Annotated in this window: 13 protein-coding genes; 7 read left to right on the top strand and 6 right to left on the bottom strand. The window is 63.2% G+C overall.

The window, feature by feature from the left end:
- Positions 1-169 precede the first annotated feature (169 nt).
- Positions 170-1,639 (bottom strand): cobyric acid synthase, encoded by a 1,470-nt coding sequence (locus NKH98_RS05970; protein WP_352805121.1) that lies wholly within the window; start codon positions 1,637-1,639, stop codon positions 170-172.
- Position 1,640: 1 nt separating this feature from the next.
- A complete protein-coding gene (locus NKH98_RS05975) occupies positions 1,641-2,255 on the bottom strand; it encodes a dimethylsulfonioproprionate lyase family protein (protein ID WP_352897140.1) in 615 nt (204 codons plus the stop codon).
- Between the two features lie 138 nt (positions 2,256-2,393).
- Between NKH98_RS05975 and NKH98_RS05980 the strand changes: the two genes are divergently transcribed.
- Positions 2,394-3,560, top strand: a complete 1,167-nt coding sequence (locus NKH98_RS05980) for an isobutyryl-CoA dehydrogenase (protein WP_352897142.1) — start codon at positions 2,394-2,396, stop codon at positions 3,558-3,560.
- A 181-nt stretch (positions 3,561-3,741) separates the two neighbouring features.
- Positions 3,742-4,626, top strand: coding sequence for a 3-hydroxyisobutyrate dehydrogenase (mmsB, locus tag NKH98_RS05985; RefSeq protein WP_352897143.1), 885 nt, complete (start codon positions 3,742-3,744; stop codon positions 4,624-4,626).
- Between the two features lie 322 nt (positions 4,627-4,948).
- Here the strand turns inward: mmsB and NKH98_RS05990 are convergent, their stop codons facing one another.
- The 3 genes from NKH98_RS05990 to NKH98_RS06000 all read right to left on the bottom strand — a co-directional run bounded on the left by NKH98_RS05990 (position 4,949) and on the right by NKH98_RS06000 (position 9,911).
- Complete coding sequence (locus NKH98_RS05990; RefSeq protein WP_352897145.1) at positions 4,949-6,328, bottom strand: aspartate aminotransferase family protein; 1,380 nt, start codon at positions 6,326-6,328, stop codon at positions 4,949-4,951.
- A gap of 254 nt (positions 6,329-6,582) precedes the next feature.
- Positions 6,583-8,652, bottom strand: a complete 2,070-nt coding sequence (locus tag NKH98_RS05995) for a prolyl oligopeptidase family serine peptidase (protein ID WP_352897147.1) — start codon at positions 8,650-8,652, stop codon at positions 6,583-6,585.
- A gap of 95 nt (positions 8,653-8,747) precedes the next feature.
- The gene (locus NKH98_RS06000; RefSeq protein ID WP_502894204.1) at positions 8,748-9,911 is read right to left on the bottom strand and encodes an MFS transporter; all 1,164 of its coding nucleotides are present in this window, start codon (positions 9,909-9,911) and stop codon (positions 8,748-8,750) included.
- 208 nt (positions 9,912-10,119) lie between these two features.
- On the opposite strand from NKH98_RS06000, the gene NKH98_RS06005 reads away from it, so the two are divergent.
- The 5 genes from NKH98_RS06005 (at position 10,120) to NKH98_RS06025 (ending at position 17,415) form a co-directional block, all read left to right on the top strand.
- A complete protein-coding gene (locus NKH98_RS06005; RefSeq protein ID WP_254818184.1) occupies positions 10,120-11,697 on the top strand; it encodes a trimethylamine methyltransferase family protein in 1,578 nt (525 codons plus the stop codon).
- 132 nt (positions 11,698-11,829) lie between these two features.
- A complete protein-coding gene (locus tag NKH98_RS06010) occupies positions 11,830-14,415 on the top strand; it encodes a GcvT family protein (protein WP_352897151.1) in 2,586 nt (861 codons plus the stop codon).
- A 77-nt stretch (positions 14,416-14,492) separates the two neighbouring features.
- Positions 14,493-15,110 (top strand): glycosyltransferase family 39 protein, encoded by a 618-nt coding sequence (locus NKH98_RS06015; protein ID WP_352897152.1) that lies wholly within the window; start codon positions 14,493-14,495, stop codon positions 15,108-15,110.
- 147 nt (positions 15,111-15,257) lie between these two features.
- A complete protein-coding gene (locus NKH98_RS06020; protein ID WP_352897154.1) occupies positions 15,258-16,073 on the top strand; it encodes a hypothetical protein in 816 nt (271 codons plus the stop codon).
- A 25-nt stretch (positions 16,074-16,098) separates the two neighbouring features.
- Positions 16,099-17,415, top strand: coding sequence for a M24 family metallopeptidase (locus NKH98_RS06025; RefSeq protein WP_352897427.1), 1,317 nt, complete (start codon positions 16,099-16,101; stop codon positions 17,413-17,415).
- A gap of 121 nt (positions 17,416-17,536) precedes the next feature.
- Here the strand turns inward: NKH98_RS06025 and NKH98_RS06030 are convergent, their stop codons facing one another.
- Positions 17,537-18,337, bottom strand: a complete 801-nt coding sequence (locus tag NKH98_RS06030; protein ID WP_352897156.1) for a phosphate/phosphite/phosphonate ABC transporter substrate-binding protein — start codon at positions 18,335-18,337, stop codon at positions 17,537-17,539.
- Between the last annotated feature and the right edge of the window lie 75 nt (positions 18,338-18,412).

Genomic DNA, 18,412 nt, shown 5'->3' on the forward strand with positions numbered 1-18,412 from the left:
GCTTGGGCATGGCAAATCACCTCCTTAAGGAAGTGAATCACAAACCCGACGTTAGCGGAATCCTTCGCGATTCAACCTGAATGTCCGACGCTCTAATCGCCAAGGCATGCGATCCGCCAACGCAGGCACATCCGGCCTGCCCAAGCTTCTGCGCTAAGGAACATGAGCTCTAACGCGCCAGCCCAAAGATGGCGTCGCAGTCGAGGTGGGTTTCCAGTTCGGCGGCGATCTCGTCGAGTGCCCGTTCGACCTCGGCGCGGTAGTCGATGCCGCCGCCCTTGACGCCGAGGCTTTCGAGGAATTTCGCCCGGAAGGCATCGGCGGAAAACAGCCCGTGCATATAGGTGCCCAGCACCTTGCCGTCGGCCGAGATAGCGCCGTCATCGATGCCGTTGATAACGGCGGACGGCCGCAGCGTGTCCGGACCGGTGGTGCGGCCGAGATGGATTTCGTAGCCCTCGAGCGGCAGATCGAACGGCACCGAGCGCGCGCTGACATTGCGCACCGTCTTTTCCGGCTCCATCACCGTTTCGACGTCGAGCAGCCCGAGGCCTTGCGTCTCGGTAACGCTGCCCTCGATACCATCGGGATCGCGCACGACATGGCCGAGCATCTGGAAGCCGCCGCAAATGCCGACGATATGGCCACCGCGTTTCCTATGCGCGGCAAGGTCGCGGTCCCAGCCGTTCTCGCGGAATTTCAGGAGATCGCCAATCGTCGACTTCGAGCCGGGAATGACCACCAGCCCTGCATCCTGCGGCAGGCGCTGGCCAGGCGGCACGAACACCACCTCGACCTGCGGTTCGGCCTTGAGCGGGTCGAGATCGTCGAAATTGGCGATGCGCGAAAGCACCGGCACAGCGATCTTCAGCGCGCGCTTCTCACCGGACGCCAACCGTTCGAGCACGACGGAGTCTTCCGACGGCAGCCGCGCCGCCGCCTTCAGCCACGGCACCACGCCAAAGCAGCGCCAGCCGGTGAATTTTTCGATCGCCTCGATGCCATCGTCGAACAGCGTGACATCGCCGCGGAACTTGTTGATGAGATAGCCGACGATCATGCGCCGGTCCTCGTCCGGCAGGATCAGGTGGGTGCCGGCGACCGAGGCGATGACGCCGCCGCGATCGATATCGCCGACCAGGATCACCGGCACGCCGGCGCGCGTCGCAAAGCCCATATTGGCAATGTCGCGGCTCCTCAGGTTGATCTCGGCCGGCGATCCCGCGCCCTCGACAATGACCAGGTCCGCGCCCTCGCCGACCGTCGCCCAGGAGTCCAGCACCGCATCCATCAGCCGGCCCTTCAGCGTCTGATAGTCGCGCGCCCGCGCCTCGCCGAACACCTTGCCCTGCACTACGACTTGAGCGCCGACATCGGTCTGCGGCTTGAGGAGGACCGGGTTCATGTGGATGGTCGGCGGCACGCCGCAGGCGATCGCCTGCAGCCATTGGGCGCGGCCGATCTCACCGCCGCCTGAAGCGCCTGGAATATCGGCGACGGCGGCGTTGTTCGACATGTTCTGCGGCTTGAACGGCCGCACTTTCAAGCCGCGCTTCTTCGCCGCGCGGCAGAGGCCGGCGACGAGCACCGTCTTGCCGACATCGGAACCCGTGCCCTGCAGCATGATCGCCTTGGCCATCTCAGTCCCTGCCCTGCGCAACGGTTGCGGTGATCGTCGACTTGGCTGCCAGTGGCCCGCCGCGCCAGAGATAGAGCGCCAGCAGCGGCTCCTTGCCGGTGCGCATGGCGTGGCTGACGCCAGGGGCATGGTGGATCACCTCGCCCGGCGCTCGAAGGCGAAAACCGCCATCGCCCATGTGCCATTCGGTGCCGCCGGTCAGCGGGATGTAGATCTCCTCCGCGACATGGTGGTGATCGGGGTAGACGATGTCGGGTCCAAGGATCAGCAGGCCGGCCGCGACCTCTTCATTGACGAAATAGCCGCGCGTACCGAACACCTCCAGCCAGCCGTAACTGTCTATGAAAACCTTGCCGAAATCCGCTTCGCCATAGGTCTGGCCCCAGCGCAGATCGCCGCGACGCTCCGCAACCAGCCGCGCCAGCGGCTTGGCCGCAACGGGAGCGAGTTCGACGATACGGTCGAGCTGGACGAGACAAGGCAGTGCATGCGGTTCGAGCGGCCGGCTTGGCATGTCCCAGCCGATCCGGGCAACGGCGTCGCGCACCAGCGCATCGTCGAACGTCTGGAGATAGGCATGGAAGCATCCAAGCAGTTCGTCGAATTTTGTCGTCACACTTTGCTCCAAAGCGCATTCGCGCACAGCGGCTGCGCGGACGGGTCGGGTTGCGCGGCGGCATCATTGGTCTAGATTGAACGGCGCGCAAAGCCAAAAACGACAGGCCAGCAGGCCGGAAACGTCAGGGAGCACGCCATGGACGCCGCTGTCGATGCTGGCACCAGCCAGTTCGAACTCAACGAGGACCAGCGCGCCATCCAGGAGATGGCCGAGGCCTTCGCCGCCGACCGTGTGGCGCCGAACGCACTCGACTGGGATCGCAACAAGTATTTCCCCGCCGACGTGATCCGCGAGACGGGCCCGCTCGGCCTTGGAGGCATATATGTCCGCGAGGATGTCGGCGGCTCGGGGCTCGGCCGGCTCGACGCCGTGCTGATCTTCGAGGCGCTTTCGCGGGCCGATCCGGCGTTTTCCGCCTTCATCTCTATCCACAATATGGCGGCATCGATGATCGACCGCTTCGGCGGCGACGAACAGCGCCGGCGCTTCCTGCCGAAGCTGACCTCAATGGAATGGCTGGCAAGCTATTGCCTGACCGAGCCCGGCTCGGGCTCGGATGCGGCGGCGCTGAAGACGCGCGCGACAAAGAGCGGCGGCGACTATGTGCTGAACGGCGCCAAGCAGTTTATCTCCGGTGCCGGTGACAGCGACCTCTATGTCGTCATGGCGCGCACCGGCGCCGACGGGCCGAAAGGCATTTCCACCTTCGTCGTGCCGAACGATGCGCCGGGCCTTTCTTTCGGCGCCAACGAGCACAAGATGGGCTGGCACATGCAGTCGACGCGCCAGGTCGTCTTCGAGGACTGCAAGGTGCCGGCGGAAAACCTTCTGTCGGCAGAAGGCGCCGGCTTCGGCATCGCCATGGCCGGGCTCGACGGAGGCCGGTTGAACATCGCCGCCTGCTCGCTCGGGGGCGCGCAATCGGCACTCGACAAGGCGCTCGCTTACACGGCCGAGCGCAAGGCTTTCGGCTCGAAGATCAACCAGTTCCAGGCGCTGCAGTTCAAGCTTGCGGACATGGAGACCGAATTGCAGGCAGCGCGCGTCTTCCTCTACACCGCCGCCTCGAAGCTCGACCGCAACGCGCCGGATGCCTCGAAATGGTCGGCGATGGCGAAGCGCTTCGTCACCGACACCGGCTTCAATGTCGCCAACGACGCCCTGCAGCTGCACGGCGGCTATGGTTATCTGCACGATTACGGCATCGAGAAGCTGGTGCGCGACGTGCGTGTCCACCAGATCCTCGAAGGCACCAACGAGATCATGCGCGTCATCATCGCTCGCGCGCTGATTGGACGGTAGAGAATTTAGTGAGTAGTGAGTAGTGAGTAGTGAGTGGTGAATAAATCATATAGAACATGACTAACCCATGATCCCTGATGACTACTCACTACTCACTACTCACTACTCACTACTCACTACTCACTACTCACTATTCACTATTCACTATTCACTATTCACCACCTACCCACGGAGCGCCAATATGACCACCATCGCCTTCATCGGCCTCGGCAATATGGGCAATCCGATGGCCGCCAACCTGGTCAAGGCCGGGTATGCCGTGCACGGCTTCGACCTGGTGCCGGAGAACCTCGTCATCGCCAGGGAACACGGCGTCGTCATCATGGCCAACGCCGTTGCGGCCGTGAAAGACGCCGATGCGGTCATCACCATGCTGCCAGCCGGTAAGCATGTTCTGTCGGTTTACGCAGACATAGTGTCCAAGGCAAAAAAAGGCGCGCTGTTCATCGATTCCTCGACCATCGATGTCGAGTCGGCTCGAAAGGCCCATGCCATCGCCGCCAAGCACGGGTTGCTGTCGATCGACGCGCCGGTCTCCGGCGGCACGGGCGGTGCGGCGGCCGGCACGCTGACCTTCATGGCCGGCGGTTCGAAGGATGCCTTCGCCAAGGCCGAACCAATCCTCAAGCCGATGGCCGGCCGCATCGTTCATTGCGGCGACGACGGCGCCGGACAGGCGGCGAAGATCTGCAACAACATGATTTTGGGCATTTCGATGATCGGTGTTGCCGAGGCCTTCGTGCTGGCGGAAAAGCTCGGCCTGTCGCACCAGGCGCTGTTCGACGTCGCCTCGACCTCGTCCGGCCAGTGCTGGTCGCTGACCACCTATTGCCCGGTACCCGGCCCGGTGCCGACATCGCCCGCCAACAATGGCTATAAGCCTGGCTTCGCGGCGGCACTGATGCTGAAGGACCTGAAACTGTCGCAGGAGGCCGCACAGAGCATCGGTGCAGCAACGCCGCTCGGCGCCGAGGCAGCTCAGCTCTATGCGCTGTTCAACGCACAGGGGAATGCCGGTGCCGATTTTTCCGGCATCATTAATTTCCTCCGTGGTAACCCGGCGTAAGCTCCAAGTTCACAGGTTTTCGATCTGCCCAAAGCGGAAAGTCGGCAAATTTAGGTTTGCTTAAGCTCTTGCTAACCCTGCAGTAACGATATGCGTTTAAAACGGATTGCGAGGCGGACATCCGCCCGGCGCTCCGGATCAGGTCTCGCGTACCGGAGCCCGTAAGTTTCGCCTTTAGTTTCGCAAGTGTATTGTTGGCGAAGCGCCGTGCGTATCTGGCAAAGCCGCGTTCCGATGGAGCGCGGTTTTTGCGTTTCGCTTCCTCGCCTGGCAAGCGCTCGGTCGATCGCCGGGCGCCCGACATGGAGCGCCCGGCGATCGTTCACCGCTTGCGCAAATCTGCTTGCGCCAGATCGAGCGCCCTGGCGATGCGGTTGCAGGCCATGTCGATCGTCTCGCGCGTCCAGATCAGCGGAGGCGACAGGATCATCGTGTCGCCGGTGGCGCGTAGCATCATGCCCTGGGCAATTGCGTGGTCGCGAACGGTCACCGCCGCGTTGCCGGCCGGCAGGAAGCGTTCCTTGGTTGCCTTGTCCTTGACGATCTCGATCGCTCCCATCAGCCCGAACGAGCGCACCTCGCCGACCAGATCGTGCCCGCCGAGACGTTCCTGCAAAGCCCTGGCGAAGTAAGGCCCGGTGTCGTTCCTGACGCGCTCGACCAGCCCCTCGCGCTCGATGATCTCGAGGTTCTTCAGCGCCACCGCGCAGGCCACCGGGTGCCCGGCATAGGTGTAGCCGTGATAGAATTCGCCGCCCTTTTCGACCAGCGTCGCCGCGATGCGGTCGCCGACCAGCAGCGCCGACAGCGGCTGATAGCCAGAGGTCAGCGCCTTGGCCGTGGTGATGGTGTCGGGCTCGACATCGAAGGCTTGTGCCGCGAACCACTCGCCGGTGCGGCCGTAGCCGGTGATGACCTCGTCCAGCATCAGCAGGACGTCGTATTTGCGGCAGATGCGCTGCACTTCCGGCCAATAGCTCATCGGCGGGATCTTCACCCCGCCTGCCCCCATCACCGGTTCGCCGATGAAGGCGGCCACCTTGTCGGTGCCAGCTTCGAGGATCGCGTCCTCGACCGCTTTTGCCGCGCGCAGGCCGAAATCATGGTCGCTTTCGCCGGGCAGTGCGAGCTCATAGGCATAGGGCATCATTACATGGACGATGTTGGGCACGGCGCCGCCGAGCTGCTTGTGCATCAAATCCATGCCGCCGAGCGAAGCGCCGGCGATGGTCGAGCCGTGATAGCCCATCTTGCGCGAGATGATGCGGTTCTTCTCCGGTTTGCCTTCCAGCACCCAATAGTGACGGACCAGGCGCAGCGCCGTGTCGTTGGCCTCCGAACCGGACGAGCCGTAGAACACCTGGTTGATGTGCCGTGGCGCGATCTCCGCCAGCTTTTTCGACAGCAGAACCGGCGTCGGCGTCGAGCATTTGAAGAAGGAGTTGTAGTAGGGCAATTCCTTCATCTGGGCGTAGGCGGCGTCGGCCAGCTCGTCGCGGCCATAGCCGACATTGACGCACCACAGCCCTGCCATGCCGTCGAGGATTTCCGTCCCTTCGGAATCGTAGATGAACGGCCCGTTGGCGCGAGTGATGATCCGCGAGCCGGTCTCGCGCATCTCTTTGTGGTCGGTGAACGGATGAAGGTGATGCGCGGCATCGATCTGCTGAAGCTGCTTCAGCGAATAATTCTGGTAGGTCATGTCTGATCTTTCCTCTTGAACCAATCCGGCAGCTTTTGCGCCGGGGCGGATTCGTCAGAGGACAGCGGGCGGCGAATAGCCGATGCGGGCGCACAGCCGCAACAGCTCGGCGCGAAGCGTGCGCGGCGACGGCGTCACCGCGACCCCAAATGCGCAACCCGATTTCGCCAGCCGAGCCATGCATGTACCTTAGGCTGCCTCGAGCCCTCAGTTCAAGCCGTGCCGGTCAAGCGACGCCGGTCAATTGGTGCCGGTCAATTGGTGCCAGTCAGGGCCCGCTGCAGGAAGACGTACTTCATTGCCGCCTGTGCGGCCTGCGGCCGCCGATCGCCGCGTCCGCCATGGCCGCCCTCGGTCTCCTCGAAGAACAGCGTCTTGCCGTGGCCGGCCGTCTGCAGCCGTGCCGCCATTTTGCGCGCATGGCCGGGATGGACGCGATCGTCGGCGGTCGAGGTCGTCAGCAACACCGGCGGATAGGCTGCGTCCGTGTCTACATGCTGGTAGGGCGAATAGGCGGCGAGCCAGGCTGCCTCTTCCGGCTTCGCCGGATCGCCATACTCGGCCATCCACGACGCGCCGGGCGGCAGTTCGGTGTAGCGCAGCATATCGAGCAGCGGCACCTCGATGATCACTGCACCGAACAATTCCGGGTGCTGGGTCAGCGAGACGCCGGTCAGCAGGCCACCATTCGATCCGCCCTGGATGCCCAGCGTGGCGGGCGTAGCGATGCCGCGTTTGACCAGATCTTGCGCGACCGCGGCGAAATCGTCGAAGGCATTCTGGCGATTGGCCTTGAGCGCCGCCTGATGCCAGTTCGGGCCGAACTCGCCGCCGCCGCGGATGTTGGCCTGCACATAGGCATTGCCCTTCTCCAGCCACAGCCTGCCGCGCACGCCGGCATAGCCGGGCAGCAGCGGCACTTCGAAGCCGCCATAGCCGTAAAGCAATGTCGGCACGGGTCCATGCAAGTCGCGCCTCCTGACGACGAAGTACGGGATCATCGTGCCATCCTTCGAGCGCGCTTCGAACTGTTCGGAGACCAGCGACGACGTATCGAAACGCGCCGGCTGCGACTTCACCGTTGTCAGGCCCGCGGCGTTGTCGTCCGACCAGATGATCGAGCTCGGCGTCAGGAAATCGGTGAAGGAGAAGGAGACGCTGGAACCGAAATGCTCGGCATGGCTGATGCCGACATTGCCGTTTTCGGGCAAAGCCACGGGCTTGAACTCCCAGCCGCTGTCGCTGCGCTTGCCGGCGACGACCTTGCCGCGCACATTGTCCATCAAATTGATGAACAGCCGGTCCTGCGTGCGGGCAATACCGGCGATCGAGATACGGTGCGCCGGCTCGAGCACGGTATCGAGGGATCCGAATAGCCCGGTTTCGATCCAGCGCTCGAAATCGAGTGAATAGAGCCCGTCGGGCTTGCACAGCGTGCCGTCCGGCGCCGTCCATGGCGTACGCACGCCGAAGACAAACTGGCCCTTGAACAGTGCTGTATCGGTGACGTCGTCCGGCAACGGGATGCGCCTGTTTTCGCCCGATGGCAGCCGCAGGAAACTGTGCGAGGCGAAGAAGTCGATGGTCCGGGCGAGGAAGACATGACGCTTGTTGCCGTCGAATTCGACGGACCCGCCGGCGGCAAGATCCTGCTTCAACGCCTCGAAGATCGGCGTCGCCGCTTCCAGTGGCGTGCCGCGCCGCCAAAGCTTGACCACGCGCGGATAACCGGACTGGGTCTTGTCGTCCTCCTCGAAAGCGGCGGAGACGATAACCGTGTCCTCGTCCAGCCAGCTAAAGCTCGACTTCGAGGCAGGAGCGCGAAAGCCGCCATCGACGAAGGACCTGCTTTCGATATCGAATTCGCGCATCTCGCTGGCATCGCCGCCATCCGGCGACAGGTTGAGTAGGCAGCGGCTGAAGTCGGGGTAGAGCCGACTGGCGCCGCTGAACACCCATTTCACCCCCTCTTTCGCCGCCAGATTATCGAAGACGATGATCGTCTGCCATTCCGGCTTGTCGGTCTTGTAGGACGCGACCGTGGTGCGCCGCCAGAGGCCGAGTACGTTCGTCCGGTCCTGCCAGAAATTATAGACATAGCCGTTGATAGCGGCCCCGACGGCGATGTTATCCTCGGCCGTCATCAGGTCGAGCGCCGTCTCGAACGACGTCTGATAGGACGGATCACCCTGCAGCTCCCCGACCGTGATCGCATTTTGGCGATGCACCCAGTCGAGCGCCTGCTTGCTCCTCCTGTCCTCCAGCCAGAGAAACGGGTCTTCGGCCGGTGAACCCGGCTGGCCCTTGGTGTTCGATTTGGTCATGAGGTCTCCGGTTGAATCGGGCGGCGGCATAGCCAAGATCGACATGGGGCCGCTTATATTCAAGTCGTTCGTCAGAAACGGCGGCTTTCTGGCATTCACGCCATCCGTCCTCGAATGACCGTTACAACTGCCAGCGCCAGGCAAATGGCACCGAGCGTCATTGGCAGGCCGCCGGCGCCAACAACATCCATGGCGCTGCCCGCCAGCGGCGGCACGGCGATGCCGCCGATGCCCCACATCAAAGAGAAGGCGGCATTGCCGGCGACCAGTGCCGAGCCGGTGAACCGCTCGCCGAGCTCGATGATCGACATCGTGTAGATACCGTACGAAACCGCACCCCAGACGAAGACGCACGGCCAGATCAGCGGCGTCTCGATGAGAACCGGCAGCATTGCGCATCCCAGCACCGTCATCGAAACACAGATGAACCGCACCAGCCGCGCCGTCAGTCGTTCCGCCAACAGGCCGAGCGGCACCTGCATAGCGATATTGCCGGCGATCATCACTGACAGCAGCGCCGACATGCGCGCTTCCGCAATGCCATAATATGTTCCGTAGACCGGCAGCAAGGCGAGCACCGCCTGTTCGAAACCGGCGGCCACAATCACCGCCGATAACAGCAGCCACGCCTGCGGCACGAACCCCAGCACCGAAACCCGGTGCCCGCTCTCGTCGACCTTGGGCAGCCGTGCCAGCACCGAGGCGAGGCAGGCGCCGCAAAACAGGAATGCGCCGATGCCGACCAGAAACGGCGGCCATCCCACGGTGCCGACCGCAAGCAGGCACAGCGGCCCCGCCGCAAAGCCCGCCGAAATGACGGTCGAATAGATGCCCATGACGCGGCCGCGGCGTGCCGGCGGCGCCAGTGCGATCACCCAGACTTCGCTCAGCACGTAGAGCGGGTTGGTGGCGGCGCCGATCAAAAAGCGCAGCGGAAACCACAGATAGACATTTTGGGTCCAGCCGATCAGCGCCAGCACCAGCGCGGAAAGTGCCGCGCAAGTAAGCGCGGTGCGCCCTGCCCCGAAACGCCGCGCCAGCGCCGGAACCAGCGGCGACGAGACGATGAAGCCGATCGGCGTCATTGCCGCCGACAGGCCGATTATGGCCGGCGAGACGCCCTGGCGCTGCAGGATGAAGCTCAACAGCGGATAGCTCAGCCCTTGCGCGATGGCGAACACCGAGACGGTGGCGATCACGCCGGTGATCGCCGCCCATTGCCCTATTTCGCCGCTGCTTTGTTCCGCCCGGTCCATGATGCGGGATTTAGCGTTTCGGTTCCGTCCCGGTAAGCACCGGCAACGAAAACCGCTTGCGCCAGCCGGAACGCGATCAAGAGGCTGGCGATCCCGCCGGCTGCCCCCAGGGCATGTCGCTTCCCTCGCCCTAGTGGTCGCCGCCTCCGCAATGGCCGGACGGCCGGCGGTCCATTATGCCGCCGCATTGCCGCAGCGTACGAGGACTATCATGACCGCCGCCCTTCAGCCCGCCGAACCGGCACTGGCAAACGACCGCGCCCGTCGCGGCGGCCGCGCGGGGAAGCGTGCCGGCGGCTCGACGGCGTTTGAGCAGCCGCCGTTTCGGCAGTTGAAGAACCCGCTGACGCCGACCCGGCTGGTTTCCGACGACGAGCTGGAATCAATTCACCTCGCCTCTCTACGCGTGCTGCGGGAAATCGGCGTCGACGTGCTGCATGACGAAGCCCGGCGCATCATGAAGGCGCATGGTGCCGATGTCCGCGAGGGCAGTGAGCGGGTGCGCTTCGACAGCGACATGATCCTGGAACTGGTTGCCCATTGCCCGCCGGAATTCACCATCCACGCCCGCAACCCGGCGCACAATGTGCGCTTTGGCGGCGATAATCTGATCATCTCGATGATGGCGTCGGCACCCAATTGCTCAGACGTCGACCGCGGCCGTCGGCCAGGCAACCAGCAAGATTACCGCAACTTCCTCAAGCTTGCGCAGATGCACAACATATTGAACTGCACGGGCGGCTACCCGGTCGAGCCGATCGACATCCATCCGTCCGTGCGCCACCTCGAATGCATCCGTGACCTCGCCACGCTGACCGACAAGATGTTCCACATCTATTCGCTCGGGAAGGAGCGCAACGTCGACGGCATCGAGATCACCAGGATCGCGCGCGGCATCAGCCATGAGCAGTTGCTCGCCGAGCCGTCGGTATTCACCATCATCAACACCAATTCGCCGCTCAAGCTCGACGTGCCGATGATGGAAGGCATCATCCAGATGTCGAGCAAGGGCCAGGTGGTCATCGTGACGCCCTTCACCCTGTCCGGCGCCATGGCGCCGGTGACGATTGCCGGCGCGCTGGTGCAACAGAATGCCGAGGCGCTGTCCGGCATCGCCTTTGCGCAGATGGTGCGCAAGGGCGCGCCTGTCGGCTACGGCGGCTTCACCTCGAATGTCGATATGAAGTCCGGCGCGCCGGCCTTCGGCACGCCGGAATACATGAAGGCGCAGCTGGTCGGCGGGCAGCTCGCCCGCCGCTACAACATCCCCTACCGCACCTCCAACACCTGCGCCGCTAACACGGTCGACGCGCAAGCCGCCTATGAAAGCGTGTTCTCGCTGTGGGGGGCCATTCAGGGTGGCGGCAATCTGATGATGCATGCGGCCGGCTGGCTCGAAGGCGGCCTGCGCTGTTCCTACGAAAAGACCATCCTCGATATAGACTTGTTGCAGATGGTCGCCGAGTTCCTGACGCCGCTCGATCTTTCCGAGGAAGCGCTCGGTTTCGACGCCATCCAATCGGTCGGCCCCGGCGGCCATTTCTTCGGCACCCAGCACACGCAGGACCGATACAAGACCGCGTTTTACGCGCCAATCATTTCCGACTGGCGCAATTTCGAGAGTTGGGTTGAGGCCGGATCGCCGACCGCACTCGAAAAGGCCAATCGCGTGTGGAAGGAACGGCTGGCGTCCTATGAAGAGCCTTATATGGACCCGGCAATTCGCGAGGAGCTCAACGCTTTCGTCGACAAGCGCCGGGCCGAAGGCGGCGCGCCGACCGATTTCTGATCATCTGATGAGTAGTCGACCCCCACTCCGTCTTGATGGCAGGCTGGCCGAAAACATCGCTGTATTCGACCTCCGCTTTGTTTTCGCGCCCCGCTCACTCGAGTCAATCTCTTCAAAAACGGAACTATCTTCATGAAATCTCATGCAAAAGCGGTTGTCATCGGCGGTGGGGTCGTTGGCTGCTCGGTGCTCTATCATCTGGCCAAGGCTGGCTGGACCGACATCCTGCTGATCGAGCGTTCGGAGCTCACCTCCGGCTCGTCCTGGCATGCGGCGGGCGGCTTCCATACGCTGAACGGCGATCCCAACGTCGCCAAGCTACAGGCCTATACGGTGCAGCTTTACAAGGAGATCGAGGAGATTTCCGGCCAATCCTGCTCGCTGCACCTGACCGGCGGCGTGATGATGGCCGACACGCCCGAGCGCATGGACTTCTTGCGGCTCGCCCACGCCAAGGGCCGCTATCTCGGCATGGACACCGAACTGATCACGCCGTCCGAAGCCAGGGCGATGTTCCCGCTGTTGGACGAGACGAATTTCGTCGGCGCCATGTGGGATCCGGTCGAGGGCCATCTCGATCCTTCAGGCACCACCCACGCCTATGCCAAGGCCGCCAGGAAGCTGGGCGCCGAGATCGTGCTGCGCAACCGCGTCGTCGAACTGACGCAGGAGGTCGACGGCACCTGGAACGTCGTCACCGAGCAAGGCACGGTCAAAGCCGAGCATGTCGTCAACTGCGGCGGCCTGTGGGCGCGTGAGATCGGTCGCATGGTCGGCGTCGAACTGCCGGTGCTGGCCATGGAGCACATGTATCTCCTGACCGAGCCGATGCCGGAGGTCGAGGAATTCAACAAGTCGACCGGCCGCGAGATGATCGGCGTGCTCGATTTCAAGGGCGAGATCTATACCCGCCAGGAGCGCAACGGCATCCTGCTCGGCACCTATGAAAAGGCCTGCAAGCCGTGGTCGCCGGTCAACACGCCGTGGGATTTCGGCCACGAGCTGCTGCAGCCCGACATCGACCGCATCGCGCCGTCGCTCGAGATCGGCTTCAAGCATTTCCCCGGCATCGAGAAGGCCGGCATCAAGCAGATCATCAATGGTCCCTTCACCTTCGCGCTGGACGGCAACCCGCTGGTCGGCCCGGTGCAGGGCCTGACCAATTTCTGGTGCGCCTGCGCCGTCATGGCCGGCTTCAGCCAGGGTGGCGGCGTCGGTCTCGCACTGTCCAACTGGATGGTCCATGGCGATCCGGGCTTCGACGTCTGGGGCATGGACGTGGCCCGCTTCGGCGAATGGGCAACGCCGCGCTACACCAACGCAAAGGTGCGCGAAAACTATTCGCGCCGTTTCTCCATCCGCTTTCCCAACGAGGAATTGCCGGCGGCAAGACCAGCGCAGACAACCCCGCTCTACGACACGATGCTCGCCAATAACGCCGTCATGGGCGATAGCTGGGGGCTCGAAACCCCGCTCTGGTTCGCGCCGAAAGGCTCTGAGCCGAAGGACATCGTGTCCTTCCACCGCTCCAATGATTTCGGCCCGATCGGCGAGGAAGTGCGAGCCACCCGCGAGAGGGTCGGCGTCACCGAGATCGCCAACTTCGCCAAATACGAAGTCTCCGGACCAGGGGCCGAGGATTTCCTCAACCGGCTGATGACCAATCGCATGCCAAAGACCGGCCGCATCGTGCTGACGCCGATGCTGAACGAGTTCGGCCGGCTGATCGGCGACTTCACCATCGCCAAGGCGGGCGAAGAACGCTTCATGATCTGGGGTTCTTCGGCAGCGCAAAAGTATCACATGCGCTGGTTCGAGAAGCATCTGCCCAAGGACGGCCCAAGGGCGTCAGAGGTGCGCATCCACCGCTTCGACCAGACGCTGGTCGGCCTCTCCATCGCCGGGCCGAAATCGCGTGACCTGCTGCAGAAACTGGTCGATGTCGACATCTCGACCAAGGCCTTCCGCTTCATGGATTTCCGCGAGATGGCGGTCGGCGGCGCGCCCTGCATGGTCAACCGCATCACCTACACCGGCGACCTCGGCTATGAGATCTGGATGGCGCCCGCCTACCAGCGCCTGGTCTACAAGGCGATCAAGGAGGCTGGCGAAGAGTTTGGCCTTATCGATTTCGGCATGCGGGCTTTGCTCTCGATGCGCCTTGAGAAGAACTTCCCGACCTGGTTCCGCGAGCTACGTCCGATCTACGGGCCGTTCGAAGGCTCGATGGACCGTTTCATCAAGCTGGAGAAGAACGACTTCATCGGCCGGGAGGCGGCAGCCAGGGAACAGGCGGCAGGGCCGAAGCTGCGCCGCGTTTCCTTCATCGTCGATGCCGCGGATGCCGACGTGATGGGCGACGAGCCGATCTGGGCCAAGGTCGGCGGCAAGGATTACGGCACGGTGGAAAAGCCGCATGGCTACGGTGCGCCGCGTTTCGACGCGGGCGGCAAGGAAGTGCGCGGCTCGAACGCTGCCGAAGGCGCGTCTGCCGTGCGCGGCATTGTCGACGGCGACTGGCGCGTGGTCGGCTGGGTCACCTCCGGCGGCTATGCGCATTATGTCGAGAAGTCGATGGCGCAAGGCTATGTACCGGCAGCGCTTGCCGAGAACGAGAGCGCCGGCCTGTTCGAGATCGAAATCCTTGGCCACCGGCGTCCCGCACGCATCAATGTCGAACCGCCGTTCGATCCGAGCGGCGAAAAGATGAGGACGTAGGCGCAGCCAGCCGGTCGCATTGTGCGGAGCATGCTCTTCATGCTAGCGCAGCCGGCAACACTCTGCTGGCAAGGGCGATGAGAAAGTACAATCTGAGATGGGCCGAGTGGCTGGCCGAGGGACGGATCGGCCCGTTCCCGGCGGCGATCGTCATGGTCGCGGCTTACTTCGCCTTGCAGACCATCATACTGTCCCTGTTGAGCTCTTGGGCGGGAACCGGCGTCGGCATCGATGATGCGGAGCAGCTGATCTATATACCGTATCTCTGGGCTGGATATGGCGGCTCGCAACCACCCCTCTACACCTGGATCAACTGGCTGGCCGCGCATGTTTTCGGCACCAGTATCTTCACGCTGAAGCTCGTCAAATACTCCGTGCTGTTCCTCGCCGCCTGCAGCGTGTTCGCCGCCATGCGGCGGTTCGGCTACACCAAAGCGACAGCGGCGGCGGCCATGTTCGGCCTGTTTACGATCCCGCAGATCGTCTGGGAATCGCAGCGCGCCTTGTCGCATTCCGTCGCCGTCGTCGCCTTCTGCTCGCTGCTCCTGCTTGCCATGGCCTATCTTCTCGAGCGGCGAAGCATGGTCGCCTATGCGGCGTTTGGCTTGGCCACGGCGGCCGCAATTCTTGCCAAATATAATGATGTCTTCCTCGTGGTGGCCCTTGTTGCGGCAGTGCTGTCGCTGCGCGAATAGCGCAGCGTAATCCTCGATCCGAAGTTCGCCATCAGCATAGTGGTCGCGATATTGGTGCTGGCGCCAACCACCTATTGGAGCCTCATGCATCCCGCCGATTTATTGTCGAGAGGCGAGAAGTTCGGAATAGACTCGCAACGAGGGCGCATGGCGGCGGCTTTTGTCGGTGCCGGCAAGTTTGTCATGGGAACCTTCAATTTCGCGGTCTTGCCGGTGCTCGTTTCCGCGCTGGCTTTCGGGCTGGCCGGGTTTCGTTTCTCCGAGTGGCACCCGAAAGGTCCGGCTCGGGAAATTCTGTTGCGGCGTGCCTTGGCGCTCGGCTTGGCCATGCTTGCAATACTTGTACTGGCCACCGGCGTGACGGTGGTCAAGGACCGCTGGCTGCTACCTGTCCTGTTCATGTTGCCGCTGGCCATCGTCGCCACTATGGAACGGCTGGCACCGCACGGCAGGAATGCGCAGCTCCTGGTAATCGCGGCTGGAGCGATCGTCGCCGTGCTCCTCGCGCCCGCCACCTGGTACGTCCAGATAAACGGGACCAGTGGTCTGTCGCGGATGATCCGCGTGGATTACCCCGCCCTCTATCGCCAACTGACTGCGGACGGACCGGTCAAAACCGCAATATCTGATGGTGCATGGGTCGGAAACCTGCGGCTGGTCGACGAAAAACTGGTCGCACTTGACCAGGAAGTGCCTAATTTCGAAATGCTGATGCAGGAGCCGGCCGTACTTGTCTGGCTTGACCGCGACGATCCGCGTCCGGTCATTTTGGAGCAGCTCAAAGCGGCCGGCTATGAGCCGGACGGCCAGCCGCGGCAAATGATGGTTTCGCTGTTGCGTGGCACCGACAAGTCCACCCGGTCCGGCGCCTATGTAAGATTGAAGAGAATGGCGGTGGGAGGAGCCACGGCGCCAAAAGAAGGCGTTAGCGGAGGAGCCGACGGTGGACAGGAACCCGACTGACCGGCCCCGTCATCACCGCAAGATCATGCCGTTCGAGCCGGACGGCTCGAACGATGTGCTGCGCAAAAAATCGCGGCTGAAGGCCGCTGAACTCAACCAGCATGCGCTGGGCTATGGAGCGCTGGCGGAAGCCGAATGGCAGGCGGCGGGAATTGCTGCCCCTGACCTGCCCGCCATGCGCCAATACCGGCTCGAGCGCATCCGCGCCGAGCTGAAGCGCCGCGACTATGCGGGAGCCTTGCTCTACGATCCGGTCAACATCCGCTATGCGACGGATGCGACCAACATGCAGCTCTGGGTCGCACACAATCGGACCAGGCATTGTTTCGTCGCCACCGATGGCCCGGTGGTGCTGTTCGACTATTTCTCCTGCGAGCACCTTTCCGATCATTCCGGGGTCGTCGACGAGGTGCGGCCGGCGGTGTCGTGGGCTTATCTGTACAGCGGCGAGCTGACCGGTCAAAAAGTCCGCCGCTGGGCAGCCGGCATCGCCGAGCTGGTATTGGAACACGGCGGCGGCAATCGCCGTATCGCAATCGACCACATCAATCCCGAGGGCATCGAAGAGCTCGCCCGTCTCGGCATTTCGACCGGCAATGGCGAGGCGGTGATGGAAAATGCGCGGCTGATCAAATCGCCCGACGAGATCCTGGCCATGCGCCGGGCGATCGTCGCTTGCGAGGCAGCGATGGGTGAGATGGAGCAGGCGCTGAGGCCGGGGATTTCCGAGAACGAATTGTGGGCCGAACTCCACCGCGGAAACATCGCGCGCGGCGGCGAATGGATCGAAACCCGGCTCTTGTCGTCGGGTCCGCGCACCAATCCGTGGTTCCAGGAGTGCTCGTCGCGGACGATCGAGGCCGGCGAGCTCGTCGCCTTCGACACCGACCTGATCGGTCCTTACGGCTTCTGCGCCGACCTTTCGCGCACTTGGCTTTGCGGTGACGCGCCGCCGTCGCAGGAACAGCGCGACCTTTTCCGCATCGCCGCCGGCCAGATCGCCAACAACACGGAGCTGATGCGGCCGGGCGTATCGTTCCGCGACCTCGTCGAGCGCTCGTCAGTGCCGCCGGGGGACTGCTTCCCGGCCCGTTACGGCGTGCTCTATCACGGCGTCGGTCTTGCCGACGAATACCCGACCTTGCCGCATGCTAGCGACTGGACCGACGACACACCCGACGGGGTGCTCGAACCTGGCATGGTGCTGTGCGTCGAGAGCTATATCGGTCGACTTGGCGGCTACGAAGGCGTCAAGATCGAGGAACAGATACTGATCACCGAGTCCGGCAATGAGAAGCTTTCGACCTACCCGCTCGACAATCGGCTGCTTGGCGGCTGCTAATGCATGTCGCGCAAAAGCATGCCCTCGGGCTTGACCCGAGGGTGGGCAGCAGTTTTGCGATAACGACATGCATAAACAGGAATCTAAAGTGCTCGCATGAGGCTGACCGAACGCGACGCGGTTATGTGAGCGCTGCGATCGCCTCGCGCATCGTGGTGACGATCGTTTCCGGCGTTGTCTTGGCCGTGATGAACGGCAAGCCTTTGCGACGCCTTGTCCAGCCGACGACCGTCACCTTCTGCGCCGCAGGCTCGAAACGCTGCGCCAGCGCCCAGCTCTCGCAGTCGATCGCCGCGACGTCGGCCCTGCCCTCGGCAACGGCAACGATCGAAGCACGGTGCCCACAGCTTTCGCTCAGCGCGGAAAAGATGTCCAGACTCTCGCCCAATGCTTGCAGGTCGCGAGTTGGCGCGATGATGCCCGACATGGAATCCAGGCTGTTAAAGGTGAAACGCTGGCCGCGCAGCAGATCGAGCGGAATGACGGCACCGCCGTCGGCCGGCGACCTTGCCTGCGGTGCCTCGCCCGCTCTCATGATGAGGGCGCTCGAATAGAGTTCGCCCTGTCCACCCTCGAAGGCATCGTAACGCGGCTGACCGACGAGCTGGACACGTTGCGACAGGCCGAGTTCCATCGGTCCCCAACAGGTTTGCGCAAGGAGCAGCGCCGGGTGCAGCCAGAGCCGGTGAAAATCCAGCTCGTCCGGCGGCAATGTCGCCGGATCTGGCGCGACGGGTTTTCCCTGATCGTCTCGGATACCGCCAGGCACTGGAGGCAAATCGCCATTGCGGCGGATGATCGTCTCCGGCGCATCGATGCCTCTTTGTCTGAAAGTGTCGCGCAACCGCGCCCATTGCGCGTCGACCTCGTCCCGCGCTTCCGGCCAGTCATACATCGGCAAAGCCGCAATGAATTCGCTCATGTCGGGGATTTGACCGTTATGCGGGGAAATTGACAAGTTCAGGAAAGCGTCGTCCGCGCGGAACCGCCTGCAACA

It is taken from the genome of Mesorhizobium sp. M0833 (genome assembly GCF_040319905.1).
Lineage (GTDB): Bacteria > Pseudomonadota > Alphaproteobacteria > Rhizobiales > Rhizobiaceae > Mesorhizobium.

Bases quoted from the DNA above. Each gene is read 5' to 3' on its own strand.
- NKH98_RS05970 (WP_352805121.1), bottom strand. From the start codon at position 1,639: ATGGCCAAGGCGATCATGCTGCAGGGCACGGGTTCCGATGTCGGCAAG.
- NKH98_RS05980 (WP_352897142.1), top strand. From the start codon at position 2,394: ATGGACGCCGCTGTCGATGCTGGCACCAGCCAGTTCGAACTCAACGAG.
- mmsB (WP_352897143.1), top strand. From the start codon at position 3,742: ATGACCACCATCGCCTTCATCGGCCTCGGCAATATGGGCAATCCGATG.
- NKH98_RS05990 (WP_352897145.1), bottom strand. From the start codon at position 6,328: ATGACCTACCAGAATTATTCGCTGAAGCAGCTTCAGCAGATCGATGCC.
- NKH98_RS05995 (WP_352897147.1), bottom strand. From the start codon at position 8,652: ATGACCAAATCGAACACCAAGGGCCAGCCGGGTTCACCGGCCGAAGAC.
- NKH98_RS06005 (WP_254818184.1), top strand. From the start codon at position 10,120: ATGACCGCCGCCCTTCAGCCCGCCGAACCGGCACTGGCAAACGACCGC.
- NKH98_RS06010 (WP_352897151.1), top strand. From the start codon at position 11,830: ATGAAATCTCATGCAAAAGCGGTTGTCATCGGCGGTGGGGTCGTTGGC.
- NKH98_RS06015 (WP_352897152.1), top strand. From the start codon at position 14,493: ATGAGAAAGTACAATCTGAGATGGGCCGAGTGGCTGGCCGAGGGACGG.
- NKH98_RS06020 (WP_352897154.1), top strand. From the start codon at position 15,258: ATGGCGGCGGCTTTTGTCGGTGCCGGCAAGTTTGTCATGGGAACCTTC.
- NKH98_RS06025 (WP_352897427.1), top strand. From the start codon at position 16,099: ATGCCGTTCGAGCCGGACGGCTCGAACGATGTGCTGCGCAAAAAATCG.
- NKH98_RS06030 (WP_352897156.1), bottom strand. From the start codon at position 18,337: ATGAGCGAATTCATTGCGGCTTTGCCGATGTATGACTGGCCGGAAGCG.